This window comes from Youhaiella tibetensis (assembly GCF_008000755.1).
GTDB classification, from domain to species: Bacteria; Pseudomonadota; Alphaproteobacteria; order Rhizobiales; family Devosiaceae; genus Paradevosia; species Paradevosia tibetensis.
Genome location: NZ_CP041690.1, coordinates 3,540,813 through 3,562,529, shown reverse-complemented (window position 1 = coordinate 3,562,529; position 21,717 = coordinate 3,540,813). Strand labels below are relative to the sequence as shown.

Sequence of the window (21,717 nt, the reverse complement as noted above, 5' to 3'; positions counted from 1 at the left end):
ACAGAGTGCAATCTGAGCGTCATTTCTGACGGTTTTCGAATTTGAACGTCTATTTTGTGATGACGGTCCGAAATGTCAGGGACACCCGCCGCCCGCGAGCGATTTTCTTGCCATCAATCACGTCTGATTTGCGCGCGGGAATGCCGTGGGTCCAATTGAACCGGGCATCGTCGCTCAGTACAAGCAGGCTACGAGGAGCAAGAACCTGAGTTGCGGTGTGTCCGGAATGGATATCTGAGAATTCCATCAAGCATGCCGAGCCAAGACTGAGCGACGCGATGATCTCGCCAAAACAGGGCTCGCAATCCACGTGTGGGGCGATGCCTTGGCCAGGAAAATACTCATTGACGATCACCTGGTCAGGGTGAGCCTGGAAAATGCTATCCTTCCGCAGCCGATCTGAGAGGATCGCCAGCCAATCAGGCAAAGGGCCTAGATAGGATTCGTTCGTTACACGTCGGGCCTTGTAGTCATAGCGAAAGCCATAGTGTTGAACACGCCGCTTGAGGTCCCCGAGCCACGTGGATTTATCGATCGAGTGCAAGAGCGCGAGTTCGTACGCTTCATCGACATAGTCCGGCATATAACGAGCGGAGGGTGGCAACATTGGCGAATCTCACATTCGGCCACAAGCTAACAGTCCATCAATGCCCCGTCATGGCAATTGAAATACCCAAGAGCGGAAGTTCCGATACTTCGCCAAAGCACTCTGGCCGCCAAGAGTATTGGCGTGAGCATAGCCAGAAAAATGGCTTGGTTTGAACGCGTAGACGTCGGGCTCTTTGTAACCGGCAAATTTCGCTGCCGCCGTTAGGCCGAATGCGCCCGAATAAAATGGTGTGTCGACGACAGTGATAATGACACGTCCATTTCGCGCGAGCCGCTGTGCTGCATTGCGTAGGAAGCGTCGTATGAGATTGTGATTAGGGTTGTGACCATAAACAGGGATACGGCTTGCCACATTCGGAAAGTTGAAAACAATCGCAGAGAACCTGGTCGCGTTGAAATACCTATCCAGACGTGTCGCATCGACGCCGTGTAGGACTTTCGCACCAATCCTCGTCAGCTTGACTGCATTCTGATATGCCGCAAGAGAAACTCGCATTCTGGGCTCAAAGGTCGTCACTACAAAGTCCTGTGCAGCCCTAGGTGCCAGCTTGGCTAGCGCCAGAGAGAAGCTCATGTTGCCTTCTCCCACAAACAACGTTGGTCCGGTCGATACAGCAGCCGCAAAATCAAAATTGCCAAGTTTTCCTTTGTGAACGACCAGCTGATCGCCGATGGCCCATTCAAGAAATTCCTGAATAGCCTTCACTTCAGCGAACACCTCATTCCTCGGCGTCGGTCTTCCAAGTGCCTTGTCTATTGCTTCCACCACCGTCGCCGCTTCTGCAAATCTCTGGTTCACGCCCCGTCTCCGTTGTTTAAACGTTGATCGTTAGTTAACTCGCGCGCGAACGGCGGGGATAACTCTGCCACGAGAGGCCCTTAACTGCTGTATTCTGGGTTGCAATAGGGGTGCAGGCACCACCGGGCTTGAATGCGACGGGCTGAAAAGCTTGAGACAGTTCAGTGACTTATTCCTGAACACGTACAATCGGTCCATGAAACGGGCTGGGTCGAATTGTTTCTAAGTGATTGATATATAAAGCGTTATCATAATCCGTGCGTTGGGGTTCAAATTCCTCCTCCGCTACCATTCGCGCTTAAGCCATTGATCTTAAATTTATTTTTTGACCGTGTACTACGCGCTGGCCTCAGATTTTTTTAAGAATTGCGGGGTTCGGAAGCCCACGGCGCAAGAACTGATCAGGGACACACTAGTGGCGATCGACGCCCATTGCAGCCAGAGTGCTATCGACATCAGCCGAGATCAGAAACTCCGACAATCGCCTAGCAGCTTCTGTGTCCCTTGGATCGGCGCTAATGCCAATGGCAAAGTCGATGTAGCTTTGGAGTTCCGCCGGAAACCGACCGACAAGCATGACTTCGGGAGCGGCGGCGAGAATGGAAGTCACGGGAACCACCCCCAACTCGGCTTTCCCGCGGGCTACGGCCAGCGCTGTCTGTCCTCCTGGAATGCCCACCAGCTTGGACTTTACCTGGTCAGCGATTCCCAAACGCTCCAGTAGGCCGGAGAAGTAGGCGCCGCTAGTTCCGTCGGCGGCGTAGGCGATTGATCCGGCGCTCTTCAGCACATGTTCGAACGCTTCCACGGAACCTATGTCGAGCGGTCGACTGCCTGCCTTGGCCGCCATTCCCATCGCTATCCGGCCAAAGGCCACCTGACTCTCCGCCTCGACCTTTCCCAAATCAGTCAGATCCTTTACCAGGTTCGGATTGGTGATCACGACATCGAACGGCTCGCCTGCCTCAATCTGCCTCTTTACTGCCGGATTGAGCTCGAACTTGACCCCAACTCTGTGTCCTGTCTCTGCTTCGAACTGAGAAATAAGAGCAAGGACGGCGGGTCGGACCGCAACGGCGCCAAAAAGCCGGATTTCCTGGTTCATGACCTAACCTGAAAGTGGTCGGAAGCGCCCCTTCAATCGCGTTTATAGCTTGCTCAGTGTCATGTGGGGAAGAAGGCGAGTGCTGGCGCCTCAGCACCCCGGCGTGAAAACCACCGGGGGACGTCAGGTTCCGAGGCGACGATTTCAATGCCTGCTGGATATTCACGTACGTCAGCCGGTCAGTCTTTCATACGAGAACAGAGGCCGGTGCGGGGGTACGCATCGAAACGCTCCTCCGCTACCAATCTCGATCAGAAGTACAGCCGATAGTTCGTGACGTTTGCCGACATCTGGTGGGCGCAGCGGGGGGCATGCTTCGTCGCGACGCGTTCGGACGCCAGGGTTTCGCCTGGCGGTCCGCTCGCTTGCATCATTAAGACCTTAGGGCCCTTGGCCGGGACGGGCCTGGCCGAGAATCAGAACTTGCCGGTCAGGCCGGTCGTGACGCCCAGGCCGTAGCTCTCGCCGAAATTGTTGAGGCTGGAGGTGACATTGGCCTCGCCGAAGAGCGAGAGCTTGTCGTCGAGCCAGTTGAGCGAGCCGCCGATGCCGACGCTGCCCCAGAGCGGGTCGCTCTTGCTCGCGACGCTGTCGCCGCCGATCAGGGTCGCGGTGCCGTCCAGGAATTCGTAGGTGACATTGGCGAGGCCATAGAGATGGGTGCTGCCCGCCCTGCCGGCGGTGTTCTGCCAATCGGACTTGTAATCGGCGGAGAGGCCGAGGCGTCCGACGAGGCTGTCGCTGCGATCGAGGCTGACGGTGTTGCCGAAGGGATCGAGGAAGTCGGTGAAGCTCACGTGCGAATAGGAGAGCTGGGCCTGGGGCCCTACCGACCATGTGTCATCGATGGCAAAGCGCTGCCCGGCCTCAAGGCCAAACGCATAGCCGAAACCGTCATTGCCTGAAACGATCGAGCGGCCGAGCGTGGTCGAATAGAGGCTGGTGTCAAACCAGTTCAGCTTGCCCTGGGCATCCAGGTAGAGCCCGCTGTCGGCCAACCAGGTCACACCGCCGCCAAGGCCAACGGCGGCGCCGGAGACCGTGCCGCTGCCCGAGGTGGAGCCGATGCTGGCCGAGATTCCACCGAGTTGCAGATTGCCGCTGCCGATGAGCTTGCCGCCATCCCATTGGCGCGCCACCGCGTCGAGGCCGACCTGGAGCCTGATGGTATCGACGGTGTAGCCGGCTCCGGTGGTGGACGCACCCGGGACATCGACCGTGTGCTCGCCTTCGACGCGGCCCCAGAGGCCGCCGCCGTCATTGGACTTATCGACCCACCAGCGGCCACCGAGGCGTTGCTGCATGCTCTCCATGGTGTTGAGGCTCTGAAGGGCGGCGGCAACATAGGCTTCGACGACCGGCGCGGCCGGCTGAACCAGCGGTGTATCGGGATCGGATGGGTCTGAGAGGGTGCGCAGATACCAATCGCCATCGGCGCTGCCTGGTGTGCCTTGGTAGAGGCCATAGAGATAGGCGCCGGCGGCAACGGCCTGTTCGCCATTGACCACTACGTCGCCGAGAAGCGTAAACGTGCCGAGGGATGATCCACCGATATCGACGACCTTGATGCCGTTCACGGTCATCGCGCTCGTGCCGCCCGACTTGGTCACGGCGACATTGGTATTGCCGCTGTAGTTGCCGGTGATGATCAGAAGGTCCGAGGTGGCGCCGTCACCGGCGAGGGTGGACTGGATGTTGAGTGTGGCGCCGGTGCCAGCATAGTCGCCGTCGAGGGTGAGGGTGCCGATGGCGTTGCCGCCTGGCGCGATCTGACTTACCGTCAGCGTCTTGCCGCCCAGAACCACTGTTCCCAGCCCCTCAAGACGCGAGATGGTAATGCCCGCAGCTGCCATGCCGGAAACGTCGAACGTGCCGTCGGCGACCAGCCGGCTCGAAGCGATGGCGCCAGCGCCCGAGAGGGCCAGCGTGCTGCCGCTGCCGACAATGGTGTCGCCGGTATAGGTGCTGACATCGTTCAGCGTCAGCGTTCCCGTTCCGGTCGTCGTCAGGCTGCCGGTGCCGCTGAAGCCGGGGGCGCCGATCGCAAAGCCATTGGTGTCGACGGTCAGGCCACCCGCAGCGATGACGAGTTCCGAAGCCGTCAGCGTGTCGACGAAGGCGGGGTCGCTGGCCGCCGCGCGCAGGATCGCATTGTCGAAGTTGACCCGGGCGGCGCCCGTGCCTTTCTCCAGGCCGGTCGTTTCGAGCGTGCCATTTGTGATATTCAAGATGCCCCGGCTGGTGGCCTGGCTGCCGACGCGCACACCGTTGAGCGCCTTGACCAGTGCGCCGTCCGAAATATTGAGCGTGCCGATTCCTGCGCTGCCCACTGCAAGGGTTCCGTTGACGATCCACTGCGAACCTTCGCCCGTGACGCTCATCGTGGCCGTGCGAGTCGAGGGAGAGGCAAGCAGTCCCGCGCCAGCGCTGTTCAGCGTACTGCCACTCTGAACAGTCAGATTTCCGTTCAGAATGAGGCCGTTGGTGAAGCCGCTTGCGGCACCGTTTACGCCCAGAACGATGGGCGAGGTCAAGTTGATGGTGACGCCGGCAGCACCGCTAGGCGCTCCTCCGCTGGACCAGTTCGCGCCATTGGTCCAGTCATTGTCGGCGCTGCCGTTCCAGGTCTGGGCCACGGCCTGTCCGCCCGTGGCAAGAACGATCATGGCCGTCGAGGTGGCCGCCAGCGTTCTGGCCAGCGTGGATATGGAGGCATCGCGATATCGGCGTGAATGATCGCCTTGGCGCCCGGAGCGGGCGTTTGCAAAAATGGTCATGGTAATTCTCTTTGTCGGCGAGTGGCCGCGCCGATGGTCCGCAAAAGGGTGTGTTGGGCCTTGCTGAATTGCTCAACAGGAACAGTACGTTACCCGAAGGCGAGGTTAGCGGACTGAATTCGTTCTGCAAATGACCCGCTCGCGTTTTTCCGGGCTATCCCGCGCCCCGTCAGGTCTGCGGTTAATTCCGCGTTAATCCGGGCGCGGCGGCTGGCAGACCTTATCCTTTTTCCCGCACGGATCGGTCGCCGCTGGTCCGGGCTTGGAGCCCCGTGCCACGACCTTTGGTGGTTACGCCCATCCCGACGAGGCACGTGCTGGGGCGATGAAGACGCCCAAGCGCCCCGGCGCCCCAGCGCGGCTGATGCATTGGCCGACGTGGTCCTCGACACCAGCCTTACCCGCGCCGCGCGCTTCTCCTTTCGTCCCAGGGGAAATTCGAGCAGACCACCACCATCGCGCGTTGCAACAACGCGATAGGGCCCTGCAGCGAGGGCAAGCTTCTGCCTATGCGCTCAATTCGACGATCAGCCTCGCAAACCCGGCAGCAGCCGAGCCGACTTCTACGGGCGATTGAATGCCGAACTGGTGCAGGGCTCGCCGGTACGATTGGGCGACCGGGTTCTCGCCCAAAACGACCACCGACGACAGGTCCGGTTGCCCGGCAAGAACCTCGGCGATTTCCGAGCCGATCATGACGCCAGAAAGATAATCGCTGATCTCGTGCGGCTTGAGCTGATCGAAGAGCACGAGGGATCGCGCCGAGAAAAGGCGCTGCAAGACGCCGCCGGGCAGGGCGCCTTTGTCCCTAGCGATGGCCACACCACGGTCAAACGCGGCTTCGCTCGGGGCATAGTCCGCCGGGATCAGTTTCGACAGCAGCGAATCCTTGCGCAGCAAGTTGAGGATTTCACCCGACATGTAAGTGCTCAGATCGACAATGCGTTCGCCATCGGTGCGCACCCATTTACTATGGGCGCCTGGGAGTACGAGTAGATCCGGCAGCGGCAACTCCAGTCCGAAAATACTCATTTCTTCGCCCCTCATGACGTCGGGCAGTGGGCTGAGGCGCGCGATGCCTGGCAGGAAATAGAGCGGCGGGAGGCCTGGCAGGTCGCTTCGTATGGCCTGGGCCAGCATGTCGGCAATTCCGGCAGGGGCCATGGCGAAGGGCGTTTCCACCCAGCCGGTGCGGCTTGTCACCATCCCTGACAGCAGGATCGCCTTGCTTTGGGGCAGCCATGCGCCGATTTCGCTGCGAAGGCACGCTTCGAAAGAACCGTCTCGCACGGAATTGACGCCGGCGAGGCTCTGGTGTTCAGCCGCGACCGTGCCGTTCGCTTGCATGAGCCAGGCGCGAAACGCCGACGAGGTCCACTCGATCGCAATATACATGTCGGGCCTCAATAGGCGGGTTTGATGGGGAACCAGTTCTTGCGGGACGTATCGAGATAGGCCCCGGCGATGGCATCGACCTTGTAGCGCTCAAGCATGTCGACATCGATGTCGACGCCCAGGCCGGGTTCCTCGGGGATGGCAAAGCGGCCACCGGTCAGGACGGGGGGATTGGGGCTGATATCGCCGCCGAGATAGGCGCGTTCCGTATCGACGGCCAGCGAGAGATTGGGAATGGACGCGGCGAGGTGAATGTAAGCCGATTGCGACAAGGCAAGCTCGGCGCCGGAATGCAGTGTCACCGGAATGCCGACTGCTTCGCAGATCGCGGCAGCCTTGATGGTCTGCCACAAGCCGCCCGCTTCATGCGGATCGAGCAAGACGACGTCGGCTGCACTGGCACGAACGATATTGCCGACATCGGCAAGGGTATAGGCGCTTTCATCGAGGGCGATCGGAACGGGCGAGTTGGCGACGAGTGCGGCGTGCCCGGCCAGATCGTCAAGCTCGAGGGGTTGCTCGACATAGGCGGGATCGAACGGGCGTAACTTTTCCAGCTGCCGCTTGGCGGTGCCGGGGTGCCAGGCGCCGTTAACGTCGAGGCGCAGCGGGTGCGAACCGATAACCTTGCGGGCCGCCTCGGCGAGGATGATGTCGGTGTGTTCGTCAAAGCCGATCTTGACCTTGAACGTCTCGTAGCCGCGATCGAGAAAGCGCTGCAAGCGCTCGGTCAGGCCCTTGGGCTCGTTGGTAAACAGATAGGCGGCGGCTTCCACGTCCTGCCGCCACTTGCCACCCCAGAGTGCGTAAAGTGGCAATTTGGCCTGCTTGCCCAGCGCATCCCACATTGCCATTTCCAGCGCGGCGATCGCCATTACGGCGGCGCGTTTGTGGTGATAGAAGCCGGCGCCGAGGACGTGGCGGTGCAGGCGCTCGACATCGGACACCTGATAGCCGATGGCCAGTGGCGCGACTATGTCGGCAAAGACCGCCGGCACATTGGCTATGAGCGAAATGGTCTCGCCCCAGCCGACGATTCCGGCATCGGTCTCGATGCGGCAGACCAGCCTGGTGGTGCCGATGCGCCGCCCCGAACCCCATAAGATGTCTTCGGTAAACGGCATTCGGACCAGCCAATGGTCAACTTTGGTGATGCGCACTTTTCCTCCTGCACGAGACCGTTCGCGCTTGGCGTGTTGACATGGAACTTAGTTCCAAGATATTCGATTGGCAACATGGCCAGCAAGCCTTGGGTCGATCAGCCGGGCAATACCGGCGGCGGGAGAGAGTATGAGCAAGCCCCAGTCGAGCACGATCGTGCCGGAAAAGGAGGTCGAGGCGGAGAGTCCTTCGACCCCCGGCGTGCAGGCTTTGACGCGCGGAATCCAGATTCTCGACATCGTGGCGTCAACCCCGGCCGGACTACGCTTTACCGAACTACTGGAGCAGACCGGCATGCCCAAGGGCACGCTGCATCGGTTGCTGCAGGCGCTGGTCGAAGAGCGGCTCTTGGGTTTCGATCCGCGTAACCAGACCTATCGACTGGCCACGCGCCTCTTCCAATGGGCGCATAAGGTCTGGGACGATTTCGACCTGCGCGGTGCCGCCGAGCCGGAACTGGAGCGCCTGCGCGACCTCACCGGCGAGGCTATCCGGCTCGGCGTGATGGATGGCGGCAGTGTCCTTTACATCGACCAGCGGGAAGTCCCGCAGCCGCTGCGGCTCAACAATGGCGTCGGCAGCCGCGCAAGCGCCTATGCCAGCGGTCTGGGCAAGGCCATTCTGGCCCACATGTCGCTGGAAAAAAGGCGCGCCTTGCTGGTGGATACGCCGCTTGAAGCCCTGACGCCCCACACGACGACGGACTTCGACGAACTGATCCGCCAACTCGATCTGACCAAGGCGCGCGGCTATGCCGTCTCAATCGACGAGCAGAATATCGGGATTTCGTCGGTCGCCGCGCCCGTCCTCAACCATCGCGGCGAGCCTATCGGGGCCATCGGCATTATCGGCCCGTCCTTCCGTCTGCCGGCCGAGCGCCTGCATGCGCTGGGACGCGAGGTCATTGAGGCTGCACGCCGCACATCCGGCAATTTCGGAGAGTTCGCCATGTCGCTTGGCATCCAGCCCCGCCCGCTGGGCGTCGACCGAGCCGACGTGCGTTGCGTGATTCCGGCCAGCACCTTCCTGGGGGAGGGGCCGCATTGGTCCCAGCGCGACGGCAAGCTCTATTTCGTCGATATTCTGGCGCCGGCCGTGCACACCGGCGACCCCGTCCAGGGGACCTACACGAGCCTGCCGGTGCCCGAATTGGTTGGCTTCGTCATTCCCCGCACGCGGGGCGGATTCGTGACCGCGATGCACGGCGAAATTCGCGGGCTAGACCTGGCCAGCGGCAGCATCACCACCATTGCACGGCCCGAGGCCGACCGGCCGGGCAATCGCTTCAACGACGGCAAATGCGACCGCAAGGGGCGCCTCTGGGCCGGATCTCTGGCCATTGATACCTCGCCCGACCAGGGGCGGCTGTGGCGCCTCGATCCTGATGGGCGAACCTATGAAATGGACCGCGGTTTCCATGTTGCCAACGGTCTGGGCTGGAGCCCGGACGACAGGACCTTCTACTTTGCCGATACGGCCAAGCAGGTGATCTATGCCTATGACTTCGACCTTGAAGCGGGCGCCATCGCCAATCGCAGGACCTTCGTCGCCGTGCCCGCATCGGAAGGCAAGCCGGACGGGCTGACCGTGGATGCCGAAGGCTTTGTCTGGGTCGCTCATTGGGATGGCTGGTGTGTCACCCGATACGATCCCGAGGGCAAGGTCGAGCGCGTCATCAACCTGCCGGTACCGCGCCCCACCTCCTGCGTCTTCGGCGGCCCCGATATGCAGACCCTGTTCGTCACGACGGCCCGCATCCGCCTCTCGGCCGCTCAACTCGCCGACGCGCCGCTCTCGGGCAGCGTCTTCGCTATCGATACCGGCATCAAGGGTCTGGCTGACCCGATGTTTGCCGGCTGATTGAAAGAATATCATGGCCAAGCTCGAACTCAGCGGCATCAAGAAGTCATTCGGCGCTACCGAAGTGCTCAAGGGCATCGATCTAACCGTCGAAGACGGTGAATTCGTCGCCTTCGTCGGCCCTTCCGGCTGCGGCAAGTCCACCCTGTTGCGCCTGATCTGCGGGCTGGACGAAATCACTGCCGGGCAGATGGCCATCGAGGGCGAGATCGTCAACGACGTGCCCCCGGCCAAGCGCGGCATCGCCATGGTGTTCCAGAGCTATGCGCTCTATCCGCATATGTCGGTGGCCGACAATATGGGCTACGCGCTGCGCCTGGCCGGCACCAGCAAGGACGAAATCAACAAGCGCGTCGAGACGGCCGCCAAGGTGCTGCGTATCGAAAACTATCTCGACCGCAAGCCGCGCCAGCTTTCGGGTGGGCAGCGCCAGCGTGTCGCCATCGGCCGCGCCATCGTGCGAGAGCCGCGTATTTTCCTGTTCGACGAGCCGCTGTCCAACCTCGATGCCTCGCTACGCGTGGAAATGCGCATTGAAATCGCGCGCATGAAAGAACGGCTGGGCACCACCATGGTCTACGTCACCCACGACCAGATCGAGGCGATGACGCTGGCCGACAAGATTGTCGTGCTCAATGGCGGCCGCGTCGAGCAGGTCGGCTCGCCTCTCGATCTCTACAACGCACCGCAGAACCGCTTCGTCGCCGGCTTCATCGGTTCGCCAAAGATGAACTTCCTGACGCTCGGCGGGGCGGTGGGCGAGCAGCGGTTCACCGTTGCGGGCGGGGAGGTCACTGTTCCCGCAGGTCTATCAACCGCGCCGATGGAGATCGGCATCCGGCCCGAGCATCTCCAACTGGTCGATCTGAGCCAGCCGCATGCCCTGACCGGCGTGGTCAGCATGACCGAGCATCTGGGCAGCGACACCTATGCCTACGTGGTGCTGGCCGGCAGTGATGACATGCTGGTCGTTCGGCTGTCGGGCGAACGTGCTGTCACGCGCAATCAGCCCATCGGCGTCGCCTTCGATCCCGAGATGATCCATGTCTTCGCCGCCGATGGCCGCTCCATCGCCTCGGCCCGCGCAGTGGCGCTGGAGGCGCTATGACCATTCATCCCGAACTGATCGCCAAGGTCGAAGTCGCCACCGCGCGCTATCCGAGCCTTGTGGGCAAGAGCGTGCTGATTACCGGCGGCGGCTCGGGCATCGGTGCCTCGCTGGTGGAGCATTTCGTCGGGCAGGGCTGCAAGGTCGGCTTCATCGAACTGAACGGCGCGGTTGCCGCGGCCCATGCCGACGCCGTCGAGAAGACCAGCGGGACAAGGCCGTATTACGAAGTTGCAGACCTGCGCGACATTGGCGCCTTGCAGACCGCCATCGCGCGCCTCGCCGAACGGACCGGAGCCTTTCACGTACTGGTCAACAATGCCGGCAATGACGATCGCATGGCGATCGAAGACGTGACGCCGGAATACTGGGACGAGCGGCAGGCCACCAATTTGCGGCACCAGTTTTTCGCCGCGCAGGCGGTGCTGCCCGGCATGGCGGCAGCCGGGGGCGGGGCCATCATCAATATGGGCTCGATCTCCTGGATGAAGGGGGCGGCGGGCCTGATCTTCTATACCACGGCCAAATCGGCGGTGATGGGCATGACCAAGTCGCTGGCCCGCGAGGTCGGCGAGCGCAATATCCGGGTCAATTCCATCGCGCCGGGCTGGGTCTTGACCGAGCGACAGGTGGTGCGCGCCAAGGCCATCTACCAGAGCAAGTTCAGCGAATATCTTGAGAGCCAATGCCTCAAGGAACACCTGCTTCCTCCTGACATCGCGCGCATGGCGCTGTTCCTGGCCGCAGACGACTCGCGGTTGGTCACGGGGCAGACTTTCATCGTCGATGGAGGGGTCATCTAGGCATTGACCGCCGGGAAAATGCCGATGCTTCGACTTTTTTTACTTTGAAACACAGTTCCATAGGGAGGACAATGTGAGGAAGATTACCAAACTGATGGCCACTGCCCTGGCAGCAGGCATCTTCACCGTCGGGGCCGTACAGGCCGCCGATCTGAGCTGGATGGGCTACAGCTACGCTGAAGACTCTGCCAAGCCCTCGGTCGAACGCATTATCGACGGCTTCACCGCCAAGACCGGCCTGACGGTCGAACCCATCGGCACCGCCTTCGGCGACATGCAGAAGACCATGTTCCTGCGCGCCCGTTCCAAGACGCTGCCCGACGTCGCGCAGATTTCCGAACGCTGGCTGCCCATGTTCAGCACCCTGCCGGGCCTGGTCGACTACAACGAGGTGTTCGGCAAGGATTACCTCGCCCAGACCTATGCGCCCGAAGCCCTCGCCATGGGCCAGTTCAACGGCAAGCAATATGCGCTGCCGCTGATGTCCGGCTCGATCGGCATGGTGGCCAACCAGGCGGTGCTGACCCAGGCCGGCATTACCGAGCTGCCCAAGACCGTCGAAGAGTTCAAGGCCGACCTGATCAAGGTCCGTGACGCCGTGCCCAATTCGGTGCCCTATGCCATGGCCACCAAGAACAATAGCGACATCCTCGTCGACTTCTTGATGTGGGTGTACAATTTCGGCGGCCACGTGATCGAGCCGAGCGGGAAGGTCGTTGTGGACAGCGACGCCAGCCGTCAGGCCCTGACCTTTCTCGTCGACCTGATGAACGAACGCCTGGTTGCTCCCGAAATCGGCCGGCCCGATGCCCGTCGCCTGGTGGGCCAGAGCGCGGCAGCCTTCTATCTCGACGCGCCGCAATCGCGTGCCTTCCTGCGCAGCTTCTCGGGCCAGGACAAGGCCTTCGACGTCAACGTCAAGCCGATGCAGGTTCCGGTCGTGCATGAGGGCGACGAGGCCGTGTCAATCCAGTGGGCCCACCTGATCATCTCGTTCGCGCAGAGCAATCCGCCGACCGAGAAGGATCCCAACATGCAGTTCGTCAAGTATCTTGGTGACGATGCGGTGGAGACCCAGTTCCCGGTGGAACAGAGCGCCCTGCCGGGCACGATCTCGGCCCGCGCCAATCCAGTGGTTGCCGATGACGCCTATCTTAGCGCCTGGGCTCAGAACAATACCCACCCCCAGGTCAACGAAGTCGGCACCTGGAGCAATGGCGGCGAACTGACCGAAATCCTGGCCGAAGAAGTACAGGCAGCCCTGCTGGGCCAGAAGACGCCCGATGAGGCCATCACCTCGATGAGCCAGCGCATGGCTGCCTCGATGACCAAGGCCGGTTTCGCGCAATAGGCAGACCTGGAGCGGGCGCCCGACACGCGCGGCGCCCGCTTATCTTTCCCGACACACAAGAGAAGTGACGATGACCGATCTCGCGCCGCCCGGCGGTCGCCGCCTTGACTATCCGGTTTCCCCCCATGCGCGGCGTGGCGGGTTGCAGGCCGCGCAGCGCCGTATCGGCATGCTGATGCTGCTGCCAGCAGCCACAGCGTTTGTTCTGATTATTCTCTATCCGTTTGCGCAGGCGCTCGGCCTGTCCATGTTCGAGGATACGCTGCAGACCATCGAGCCCATCTTTGTCGGGCTGGATAACTTCAAGGAAGTTCTGAGCAATCCCGACACCTGGCAGTCCTTCCTGCTGACGGCGATCTATGTCGGTTCCGCTACCGCGGGTACGCTGGTGCTTGGGCTGGGCTGGGCGCTGATCCTCAACCAGCCGTTTCGAGGTCGTGGCGCCATTCGTGCGCTCACGCTGCTTCCCTGGGTGGTGCCGAGCACGGTCAGCGCCTTTATCTGGGCCTGGATTTTCAATAGCCGCTTCGGCGTCATCAATGGCATGCTGCTGGAATTGGGGCTGATCGACGTGCCGCAGGCCTGGCTGTCGACGCCCGAAGGGGCGATGGTGGCGGTGGTGCTGACGCGCATCTGGCGCTCGATCCCGCTGTTCATGGCGTTCTTCCTTGCCGGGCTGCAAAATGTCGACGGCGAGCAACTCGATGCCGCGCGCGTCGATGGCGCCAGCAACTTCGCCATCCTGCGCGATCACATACTGCCGCACCTGCGGCCCGTACTGATCGTTGTGGTCGTGCTGGGCGTGATCGGGGGCCTGCAGGACTTCGACACAATTTACGCCCTGACCGGCGGCGGACCTGTGCGGGCCACCGCGGTGCTGTCGATCGAGGTTTATCGCAAGGCTTTTGAGCAATGGGACATCGGCATGGCCTCGGCAATCGGCGTGCTGTGGGTCGCGACCCTGTTGCCGCCAGCCTATTTCTATCTGCGACTACTGGTGAAGGGGCGCTGAGATGTTCGACCTATCCAGCCGTACCGCAAAGGTCGTTTTCGGCCTCACGCTCCTGCTGATCGGCTTCTATCTTTTCTTTCCCATCTACTGGATGGTCACGTCCTCGCTCAAAGGGAATGCCGAACTCTATCGGGTCATCCCGACCTGGTTCCCTCAGGAGTTCACGCTCGCCCATTACTGGTCTGCCATCGCCGAGAGCAAGCTACTGACCTACCTGACCAACAGCCTGATCACGTCAGGATCGAGCGCCACCATCAATACGCTCCTGGCGCTCTATGCGGGCTACAGCTTTGCCAAATATCGCTATTTCGGTCGCCAGCCGGTCATGCTGTTCATGCTGAGCGCGCAGATGTTTCCATTCGGCCTGCTACTCATCAGCCTTTATCCGACGATGAGCAATCTGGGGCTGCTGGACACGCGGCCGGGCCTGATCCTGAGCTATATCGTCTTTGCCCTGCCGGTGGCCACCTACATGCTCTACAGCTACTTCACCCAGGTGCCGGACGAATTGATCGACGCCGCGCGCGCCGATGGTGCCAGTGACCTGCGCATCTTCCACACCATCATCATGCCGATCTCGATCCCGCCCATCGTCACGGTGTTCCTCTATTCCTTCATGTGGAGCTGGAACGATCTGCTCTATTCAATGACCATCATCGTGTCGGACGACAAGCGGACCATCGGGCCCGGCCTGCTGCTCACCTATCTCAACGAAACCAATGCCGACTGGGGCGGGGCCATGGCCGCATCCCTGATGGTGTCGCTGCCCATCGTCGTCGCCTTCATGTTCCTTCAGCGTTATTTCATCCAAGGCGTTACCGCCGGAGCCGTCAAATGAGCAAACCCCTCGCCGGTGCATTTCCCGTATTGCCCACGCCCTTCCGCGACGACGGCCAGATCGACACTGCCGATTTTCTGTCCATCATCGATTTCGTGCTCGAAAGCGGAGTGGATGGCGTCGTCTATCCGGGCGTCGCCAGCGAAGTCGATACGCTGACGCCCGAAGAGCGTCAGAGCCAGGTCAGGCTGTTGGCCCAGCGCATTGACGGCCGTATCCCGATCATCATCGGCGCAAGCGACCCCGATCCGGAGATGGCCGCCAGGCACATCGCGTTGGGCGCCGAGATCGGTGCCGCCGCTGCCATGGTCATCGCCCCATTTTCCCTGGGTAACAACATTGAAGCGCAGACTACCTACTTCAAGGCCGTCGCCGCCGGGGCAGGGGTGCCCATCATGCTGCAGAACCAACCCAAGCCGATCGGCGCTGGCCTGCTGCCAGAAGAAGTTGCGGCGATTGCCAATGCCGTCCCGGAAATCCGGTACGTCAAGGAAGAGACCGCGCCCTGCGGGCAGAACCTCACCCGCATCAAGGCCGCAGCCAATGGTGCGATCGACGCCATATTCGGCGGCGCCGGTGGACGTTATGTCACCGACGAACTGGCGCGCGGCGCTGCAGGCACCATGCCGGCCGCCGAACTGGCCGACATTCATGCCCAGATGATCCACGCCTGGCATTCCGGCGACGTGGCAACGACGCGCCGCCTCTACAATGTGTCGCTGCCGCTACTCAATTTTCAGGCTATCTTCCGCATGCACATGACCAAGGAAGTGCTGCGCCGCCGTGGCGTGATCAAGAATACCTTCGTGCGGGGCAAGGGTCCCAAATTCGACGAGGGCGACCATGCCGAACTCGCGCTACTCTTGGCCGAAGCCGATCTGCCCTACTCGAACCACAAGCCCGTCTGATGCCAAACATCGTCGATGCCATCGTCAGGGTTGAAACCTTCATCATCTCTATCCCCCGCGAGGTGCCCTATCTCGGCCCCCTCAAGGAGGGTGAGGCGATCAACGAGCGCGGCTATCTGGTTCGCAAGGGCAACCGCACGATCTATCCCTCCACCGACATGACGCTTCTGGTCAAAGTCACCGGCGAAAGCGGCAAGGTGGGTTGGGGCGAGTGCTATGGCATCGTCGCGCCCGAGGCGACCAAGGCTATCATCGATGATGTGCTGGGACCTGTGATCATCGGACGAGATCCGGCCGATGCGGTAGTCATCCACGAAGATCTCTATGACCTGATGCGGGTGCGCGGGTTCTTTGGTGGCTTTTACCTGGACGCCCTTGCCGGTGTCGATATTGCCCTCTACGACCTGACCGGCAAGGTGCTGAACGTACCGATCTCGACCCTACTGGGTGGGCGCCGCCGCGACACCATTCCCGCCTATGTCTCCGGCCTACCGCGTGCGACCATCAAGGAACGCTGCGATCTCGCGCTTGAATGGGTCAGCAAGGGCTACAAAGGCATCAAGTTCGCCGCTGCCGTCTCGGACGAAGGCATTATCGCCGAAATGGCCGCCCTACGCGAAGCGGTGGGCCCCGATATCGACCTGATGGTCGATCTTCACTGGAAGTTCGAGGCCGCCGAAGCCATCCGCCTGATCCGGAGGCTCGAGGCCTACAATCTCTATTTCGCCGAAGCGCCGGTCCAACCGGAAAATCTCGAGGGCCAGGCCCGAGTGGCCAATGGCATTGGCGTTCCTCTTGCGCTGGGCGAAGAGTTGCGCACGACCTACGAATTCCGCCCGCGTTTCGAAGCCCGCGCCATGAGCATCGTCCAGCCCGAAATCGGGCATACCGGAATCACCGAATTCATACAGATCGGCCGCATGGCGCAGGCCTTTCACATGAATACCATCCCCCATGCCTCGATCAGCATCGGTATCTTCATGGCGGCAAGTCTGCAGGCTGCATCAACTCTGCAGAACCTGCCCTATCATGAGTACCAACACTCGATCTTTGACCGCAATCTTGCTCACACCACTGGCAACATGGGGTGCGCGCAAGGCGCGTACCTGCTCCCGACCGGCTCAGGCCTCGGAGTTGAACCGACTGAGGAAATCTTCCGCTACGCTGTGCGTCGCTCAATTTAGCGATCCAGCACGATAGGCATTCTCGTAGGGGCAAAACACTTATCAGTAATCCAGCGGCTCGATTGTTGGGTGCCGAAAGCAGCAGTCCTCCATTTGCGGACGAGCCATGGCTATGCGCCTGGAGAGCCGTCCGGATGGCTGAACCTCCTTCCCGCCTGCCTAGCCGTTCAAGCTGTTGGCGCAGTCACCAGGGACTGCGCCAAGGACTTTCCAGTGATTCAGGCCAGGGCAACGGCATCGGCACCGGCAGGGATACGCATTGGCGCGGACGGATCAGTAGCTGCTTGCCAGACGGCGTCCACGACATCGGAGGGCAGTGTCTTGAGCATATCCGGTGCGCGCATGGCGGAGATAACGCTATTGGCGAAATCCGAGTAGGCGTTCGGGAAACCTCCATTGGCGGTTAGAAGGGCCAACGCGTTGTTGCCGAAGCTGGTATCCGGTGCCGCGCCAGGGAGGACGATCTTGACCGCGATCCCCAGCGGGGCCAGTTCGAGTGCCAGGGACTCTGTGAAAGCGTTCACTGCGGCCTTGCTGGCCGTATAGACTGATAGCAGGGGCAATGGCTTCATGGTGACGCTCGATGTCACGTTGATGATGAGCCCAGCTCCGCACTCCCGGAACTGCGGTAGGACGGCGCGGACCATGCGCATTGTTCCAAGGGTGTTGGTCTCAAAGACCGCCTGGGCCACGTCGATCGGCGTTCCTTCGAGCGCATTGAGCCAACCAATGCCAGCGTTGTTGACCAGTACGTCGATCGGACCGGCGGCGCGGATCGCATTGCGAACGCTTACATCATCGGTGACGTCGAGCGGCAGGATGACCAGATTATCGGATGCCGGCAGAAGGTCGGGCTTGGGTGACCGCATGGTGGCGATGACCTTCCAGCCCTGTTCGAGGAAGTGCCGGGCGGTGTCGAGACCAAAGCCGGAAGAGCAGCCGGTGATGAGTACGGTTTTCATGAGAATGTCCTTTCCCGTGGATAGGACGCTTATGTGGATCGCCAAGTTCGGACCTTCTATAGTGTTTCATCCTGATTACGTTAGAGATCGTCCGAATGATTGACCCGCTCGCCGAGATCGTCTCGATGCTGCAACCGAGCTTGCCCTTCTCAAAAGCGGCAAGCGGCTCTGGTTATTGGCGGGTGGACGGCGCCGGAGATGGCAGTCCGTTCTTCGCGGTCATTCTCGAAGGTTCGACAAGGCTGTCGATCAACGACCAGCCCGATATCCGCTTGGAAGCGGATGACTTTGTCCTCATCCCAGCGGCCTATACCTTCACCATGTCCAGCGATGAGGAGGCCGACGATGGCGAAGACCCGTTGCGGGTCACCAAGATCGGCGATGAAACGCGTCACGGCGATCCGTCAGGGCAGCCCAATATGCGTGTCCTGATCGGCAGGCTTGCTTTTGAAACGCCTGACACAACGCTGGTCTTCGCGTTGCTGCCTTGCCTGCTGCTTATCCGTGGTCAAGCTCGGCTCACCAACCTTGTTCGAATGATCCGTGAGGAGGCAAAGTCGGACCGGGCCGCGAAAGACATCGTGCTCGAGCGTCTACTCCAGTTGCTCTTGATCGAGGCGCTACGCTCCGATGCTGCCGGCCTTGAAGCGCCCGGCCTATTACGCGGCTTGGCGGATAGGCAACTTGGCCCCGTGATCCGTCTCCTGCACGAGGCGCCGTCCAAGGCATGGACAGTGGACGAGCTGGCAAGTGCGGCGACCCTGTCGCGGTCCGTTTTCTTCGATCGGTTTCAGAAGCAAACGGGCATGGCCCCAATGGAATATCTGCTGTCGTGGCGCATGGCTCTGGCCAAGGACATGCTGCGGCGCCGTGACGGAGGGATCAAAGAAATCGCAAGGCGTGTCGGGTATGGATCAGCCAGCGCCTTCAGCGTGGCATTCTCCAAGTTTACCGGCTCGCCACCCAGCCAATATGGCCGAGCTGACCAGACAACCTCAGTGTAAAATTCGCGGCAGGCAAGGTGCTAATCGACGCGCGGATTCACATGCGCAAGCCGGCGGACGGAGGCGTTCAACTCAATTCTTCGGAAAAGTCCTCGGGGAGCCGACTGTCGAAAGCTCCGCGATCCGAGCGCGCACGGAAATCACCTTCAATAGTGTCGCAGGCGTCGGCCAGCAGTTTCTCGATGTAGCCGACCACAAGGGGCGTATGCCGCAACCGGGGCTTGAGCAGCCAAAGATCGGTGTACTCGGCTGGCAGAAGTTTGCGCCGGACGACAAGGTTCGGATCGATATCCATGCCTGCGATCGGTGGCACCACGGCGATTCCGGCCCCTTGGGCGACCAACATGGCCGCCGTCTCGGAAAACGGCACTTCGATCCGTCGTTTCATGGTGCCGCCCAACAGTTGGAACCAGCGTTCGGCACGCGAGAAAGAGCAGTCGCTCGACGGGAGGGAAATGAATGGCTCGTTGCGTAGGTCGTTGACGTGCAGCTCGTCGCGATCTGCAAGCTGATGGCCTGCCGGCAACAGACAAATCAGGGGGAACGTCACGAGGAGTCGGCTTTCGATGTCGGGATGATCCACGGCAATCGCGCTCAAACCGATGTCAACCTGCTGCGTCGCCACCATGTCGATGATCTGAGGGGATGGGCGCGACAAGACCTGCATGCGCAAATCGGGCATCTGCATGTTCTCGGCGAGCAGCTGCGGCAGGAAGCGGATCGCGAAGGCAGGAGGGGCGGCTATGGAGATGTCACCCCATTCGTGGGAGCGCAGCGCCCGGGCAACCTCTTTGATCCGTCCGGCTCCGGCGAAGACTTTGGTGACTTCCGTGGCCAGAATCTGCGCTTCGCGCGTCGGCACGAGCTGGCCGCCCTTGCGCTGGAAGAGGCGAAAACCGCAGCTTTCTGAAAACGACTTCACCAGTTTTGAGACTGCGGGTTGGCTGATGTTGAGCCGTTCTGCCGCACGCGTTGCCGAACCGGTCTCCATAACTGCATGGAATGCTTCGATTTGCCGGATGTTCATGAGCCACCATGAGTTTGAGTTATATTGGTGGGTCGAAACGATATTTGACATTCATTCTGTTGCCTAGCTTTCATAAACCACCTTGCCGGTATCCGTTGGAGGGAGAATGGCTGCGCCACCTTGTGGCAAGCGGCCTAGCCCGGGCTCGGCAGGAAGAACCCTGGAGGCAGTGACATGAAGAAGACTATTGCTGCGGCGGCACTTGTGATGGCAAGCCTGACGGCTCCCGCCATGGCAGGCACGCTGACGGTGTGCCTGGAAGGCGCGCCGGAAACATTCAACCCGCAGCTCACCAGCAACGGCACGACGGCGACGGTGCTCGACCAGATTTTCGACGGCCTCGTCGCTGTAGAGGCCGGCGGCTCTCAGATCACCCCGGCGCTGGCGACGAGCTGGACCGTCTCGGACGACGGCAAGACCTATACGTTCGCGCTGCGCAAGGGCGTGAAGTGGCAGACAACGTCGGACTTCACCCCGACCCGCGAATTCAATGCCGATGACGTGGTGTTCACCTTCGCCCGCATGATGGACGAGAACCACCCCTACCACGCGGTCAACGGCGGCAACTACATCACCTTCGGCACCAAGCTCGCCGATGCGCTCGTCTCGGTCGAGAAGGTCGATGACTATACCGTGGCCTTCACCCTGAAGGAGCCGCTGGCGCCTTTCATCGGTATCATGGCTCACGGCTCGCTGACCATTTCGTCGGCCGAATATGCCGACCAGCTTCTCGCTGCCGGCACGCCCGAACTCCTCGACCGCAACCCGGTCGGCACCGGACCGTTCCAGCTCCAGGCCTACCAGACCGACGCGGTCGTGCGCCTGCTGCCCTTCGCCCAGACGTGGGGCGCCGAGCAGGGCGTGCGCGAGAACGCGCCGCTTGTCGACGGCATCATCATGACCATCAGCCCGGACGCTTCCGTGCGCGTGCAGCAGGCTTTGGCCGGCGAATGCCAGATCGCCTATTTTCCGAACCTGGCCGACGCCCCGCTGATCGAGCAGAGCGACAAGCTCAACCTCGTCACCGCCAAGGTGGCCTCGTCCGGCTTCCTGACCTTCAACTTCAAGATGGAGAAGTTCCAGGATATCCGCGTTCGCCAGGCGCTGGCGCATGCCATCAACATGAAGCCGCTCATCGACTCGGTGTTCAACGGCATGGGTCACCTCACCGGCGCCATCATCCCGGAAGCTTTCTGGGGGCACGCCGACCTGCAGCCCTATGAATACGATCCCGAAAAGGCCAAGCAACTCCTGGCCGAAGCCGGCTATCCCGATGGCTTCGAGACCCAGCTGTGGGCCGTACCGGTGTCGCGTCCCTATATGCCGAACGGCCGTCGCGCGGCCGAGATGATTCAGGCGGATTGGGCGGCGATCGGCGTCAAAGCCGAGATCGTGACCTATGAATGGGCCGAATACATCCAGCGTGCCCGTAACTTCGAATCCGAAGTGGGCATGTTCGGCGGCATCTACGACTTCCCCGATCCGAGCCAGATCCCGAACAACTATTTCACCTGCGATTCCGCCGGTAAGCCCAGTCCCTCGAACATTGGCTCGTGGTGTAATCCCGACTTCATCGCAACCATGGCCGAAGCCGGTGTCACCACGGATCAGGCCAAGCGCGCCGAACTCTACGTCAAGGCCCAGAAGATCCTCTATGACGACTATGCCGGGGTGATGTTCGGCGGCGCCGACCAGCTCATGGCGGTCAACAAGTCGGTCAAGGGCTTCGTCCCGGCCATCTTCGGCACCTCCCGCATGTCGGGCGTGACGGTCGAAGAGTAAGACCTTCAAACCTCTGGCGCCCGTGGCCGACA

At 61.3% G+C, this 21,717-nt stretch carries 18 protein-coding genes; 10 read left to right on the top strand and 8 right to left on the bottom strand.

Features of this window, described 5'->3' with window-relative positions; translation table 11 throughout:
• Positions 1 to 49 precede the first annotated feature (49 nt).
• The 6 genes from FNA67_RS17420 to FNA67_RS17395 form a co-directional block, all read right to left on the bottom strand.
• Complete coding sequence (locus FNA67_RS17420; RefSeq protein ID WP_147657260.1) at positions 50 to 607, bottom strand: alpha-ketoglutarate-dependent dioxygenase AlkB; 558 nt, start codon at positions 605 to 607, stop codon at positions 50 to 52.
• Between the two features lie 48 nt (positions 608 to 655).
• A complete protein-coding gene (locus FNA67_RS17415) occupies positions 656 to 1,408 on the bottom strand; it encodes a Rossmann-like fold-containing protein (protein ID WP_147657258.1) in 753 nt (250 codons plus the stop codon).
• A gap of 412 nt (positions 1,409 to 1,820) precedes the next feature.
• Positions 1,821 to 2,513, bottom strand: coding sequence for a molybdate ABC transporter substrate-binding protein (gene modA, locus FNA67_RS17410; RefSeq protein ID WP_147657256.1), 693 nt, complete (start codon positions 2,511 to 2,513; stop codon positions 1,821 to 1,823).
• 416 nt (positions 2,514 to 2,929) lie between these two features.
• Positions 2,930 to 5,290 carry an autotransporter family protein gene (locus FNA67_RS17405; RefSeq protein ID WP_147657254.1) on the bottom strand — a complete coding sequence of 787 codons (2,361 nt, stop codon included), beginning with the start codon at positions 5,288 to 5,290 and terminating at the stop codon, positions 2,930 to 2,932.
• Between the two features lie 507 nt (positions 5,291 to 5,797).
• Positions 5,798 to 6,685, bottom strand: a complete 888-nt coding sequence (locus tag FNA67_RS17400; RefSeq protein ID WP_147657252.1) for a 2-dehydro-3-deoxygalactonokinase — start codon at positions 6,683 to 6,685, stop codon at positions 5,798 to 5,800.
• 8 nt (positions 6,686 to 6,693) lie between these two features.
• Positions 6,694 to 7,845 carry a mandelate racemase/muconate lactonizing enzyme family protein gene (locus tag FNA67_RS17395; RefSeq protein ID WP_147657250.1) on the bottom strand — a complete coding sequence of 384 codons (1,152 nt, stop codon included), beginning with the start codon at positions 7,843 to 7,845 and terminating at the stop codon, positions 6,694 to 6,696.
• A 130-nt stretch (positions 7,846 to 7,975) separates the two neighbouring features.
• On the opposite strand from FNA67_RS17395, the gene FNA67_RS17390 reads away from it, so the two are divergent.
• The 8 genes from FNA67_RS17390 (at position 7,976) to FNA67_RS17355 (ending at position 16,910) form a co-directional block, all read left to right on the top strand.
• Complete coding sequence (locus FNA67_RS17390) at positions 7,976 to 9,706, top strand: SMP-30/gluconolactonase/LRE family protein (RefSeq protein ID WP_049706339.1); 1,731 nt, start codon at positions 7,976 to 7,978, stop codon at positions 9,704 to 9,706.
• Between the two features lie 13 nt (positions 9,707 to 9,719).
• Positions 9,720 to 10,814: an ABC transporter ATP-binding protein gene (locus FNA67_RS17385; RefSeq protein ID WP_049706338.1), complete on the top strand. Its 1,095-nt coding sequence runs from the start codon at positions 9,720 to 9,722 to the stop codon at positions 10,812 to 10,814.
• The gene (locus tag FNA67_RS17380; RefSeq protein ID WP_147657248.1) at positions 10,811 to 11,617 is read left to right on the top strand and encodes an SDR family NAD(P)-dependent oxidoreductase; all 807 of its coding nucleotides are present in this window, start codon (positions 10,811 to 10,813) and stop codon (positions 11,615 to 11,617) included. Before FNA67_RS17385 ends, FNA67_RS17380 begins: the two co-directional genes overlap by 4 nt.
• A 73-nt stretch (positions 11,618 to 11,690) precedes the next feature.
• Positions 11,691 to 12,968 (top strand): ABC transporter substrate-binding protein, encoded by a 1,278-nt coding sequence (locus FNA67_RS17375; protein ID WP_147657246.1) that lies wholly within the window; start codon positions 11,691 to 11,693, stop codon positions 12,966 to 12,968.
• A 70-nt stretch (positions 12,969 to 13,038) separates the two neighbouring features.
• Positions 13,039 to 13,980, top strand: coding sequence for a carbohydrate ABC transporter permease (locus FNA67_RS17370; protein ID WP_049706335.1), 942 nt, complete (start codon positions 13,039 to 13,041; stop codon positions 13,978 to 13,980).
• 1 nt (position 13,981) lies between these two features.
• Positions 13,982 to 14,818 (top strand): carbohydrate ABC transporter permease, encoded by an 837-nt coding sequence (locus tag FNA67_RS17365; protein WP_049706334.1) that lies wholly within the window; start codon positions 13,982 to 13,984, stop codon positions 14,816 to 14,818.
• Entirely contained in the window at positions 14,815 to 15,726 is a 912-nt protein-coding gene (locus FNA67_RS17360; protein WP_147657244.1) for a dihydrodipicolinate synthase family protein, read from the top strand. The genes FNA67_RS17365 and FNA67_RS17360 overlap by 4 nt, the downstream gene beginning before the upstream one ends.
• A gap of 8 nt (positions 15,727 to 15,734) precedes the next feature.
• Positions 15,735 to 16,910: a mandelate racemase/muconate lactonizing enzyme family protein gene (locus FNA67_RS17355; RefSeq protein ID WP_170267403.1), complete on the top strand. Its 1,176-nt coding sequence runs from the start codon at positions 15,735 to 15,737 to the stop codon at positions 16,908 to 16,910.
• Between the two features lie 218 nt (positions 16,911 to 17,128).
• Here FNA67_RS17355 and FNA67_RS17350 read toward each other — a convergent pair whose 3' ends face one another.
• Positions 17,129 to 17,872 carry an SDR family oxidoreductase gene (locus FNA67_RS17350; RefSeq protein WP_147657240.1) on the bottom strand — a complete coding sequence of 248 codons (744 nt, stop codon included), beginning with the start codon at positions 17,870 to 17,872 and terminating at the stop codon, positions 17,129 to 17,131.
• 95 nt (positions 17,873 to 17,967) lie between these two features.
• Here FNA67_RS17350 and FNA67_RS17345 point away from each other — a divergent pair, with 95 nt between their 5' ends.
• Positions 17,968 to 18,876 (top strand): helix-turn-helix transcriptional regulator, encoded by a 909-nt coding sequence (locus FNA67_RS17345; protein WP_147657238.1) that lies wholly within the window; start codon positions 17,968 to 17,970, stop codon positions 18,874 to 18,876.
• A 67-nt stretch (positions 18,877 to 18,943) separates the two neighbouring features.
• Here FNA67_RS17345 and FNA67_RS17340 read toward each other — a convergent pair whose 3' ends face one another.
• On the bottom strand, positions 18,944 to 19,954 hold the full coding sequence (locus FNA67_RS17340; protein ID WP_147657236.1) for a LysR substrate-binding domain-containing protein: 1,011 nt from the start codon (positions 19,952 to 19,954) through the stop codon (positions 18,944 to 18,946).
• 123 nt (positions 19,955 to 20,077) lie between these two features.
• Between FNA67_RS17340 and FNA67_RS17335 the strand changes: the two genes are divergently transcribed.
• Positions 20,078 to 21,685 carry an ABC transporter substrate-binding protein gene (locus FNA67_RS17335; RefSeq protein WP_147657234.1) on the top strand — a complete coding sequence of 536 codons (1,608 nt, stop codon included), beginning with the start codon at positions 20,078 to 20,080 and terminating at the stop codon, positions 21,683 to 21,685.
• Positions 21,686 to 21,717 lie beyond the last annotated feature (32 nt).

Coding starts and splice junctions, on each gene's coding strand:
- FNA67_RS17420 (WP_147657260.1), bottom strand. CDS start 607: ATGTTGCCACCCTCCGCTCGTTATATGCCGGACTATGTCGATGAAGCG.
- modA (WP_147657256.1), bottom strand. CDS start 2,513: ATGAACCAGGAAATCCGGCTTTTTGGCGCCGTTGCGGTCCGACCCGCC.
- FNA67_RS17405 (WP_147657254.1), bottom strand. CDS start 5,290: ATGACCATTTTTGCAAACGCCCGCTCCGGGCGCCAAGGCGATCATTCA.
- FNA67_RS17400 (WP_147657252.1), bottom strand. CDS start 6,685: ATGTATATTGCGATCGAGTGGACCTCGTCGGCGTTTCGCGCCTGGCTC.
- FNA67_RS17390 (WP_049706339.1), top strand. CDS start 7,976: ATGAGCAAGCCCCAGTCGAGCACGATCGTGCCGGAAAAGGAGGTCGAG.
- FNA67_RS17385 (WP_049706338.1), top strand. CDS start 9,720: ATGGCCAAGCTCGAACTCAGCGGCATCAAGAAGTCATTCGGCGCTACC.
- FNA67_RS17380 (WP_147657248.1), top strand. CDS start 10,811: ATGACCATTCATCCCGAACTGATCGCCAAGGTCGAAGTCGCCACCGCG.
- FNA67_RS17370 (WP_049706335.1), top strand. CDS start 13,039: ATGACCGATCTCGCGCCGCCCGGCGGTCGCCGCCTTGACTATCCGGTT.
- FNA67_RS17365 (WP_049706334.1), top strand. CDS start 13,982: ATGTTCGACCTATCCAGCCGTACCGCAAAGGTCGTTTTCGGCCTCACG.
- FNA67_RS17360 (WP_147657244.1), top strand. CDS start 14,815: ATGAGCAAACCCCTCGCCGGTGCATTTCCCGTATTGCCCACGCCCTTC.
- FNA67_RS17350 (WP_147657240.1), bottom strand. CDS start 17,872: ATGAAAACCGTACTCATCACCGGCTGCTCTTCCGGCTTTGGTCTCGAC.
- FNA67_RS17345 (WP_147657238.1), top strand. CDS start 17,968: ATGATTGACCCGCTCGCCGAGATCGTCTCGATGCTGCAACCGAGCTTG.
- FNA67_RS17340 (WP_147657236.1), bottom strand. CDS start 19,954: ATGTCAAATATCGTTTCGACCCACCAATATAACTCAAACTCATGGTGG.
- FNA67_RS17335 (WP_147657234.1), top strand. CDS start 20,078: ATGAAGAAGACTATTGCTGCGGCGGCACTTGTGATGGCAAGCCTGACG.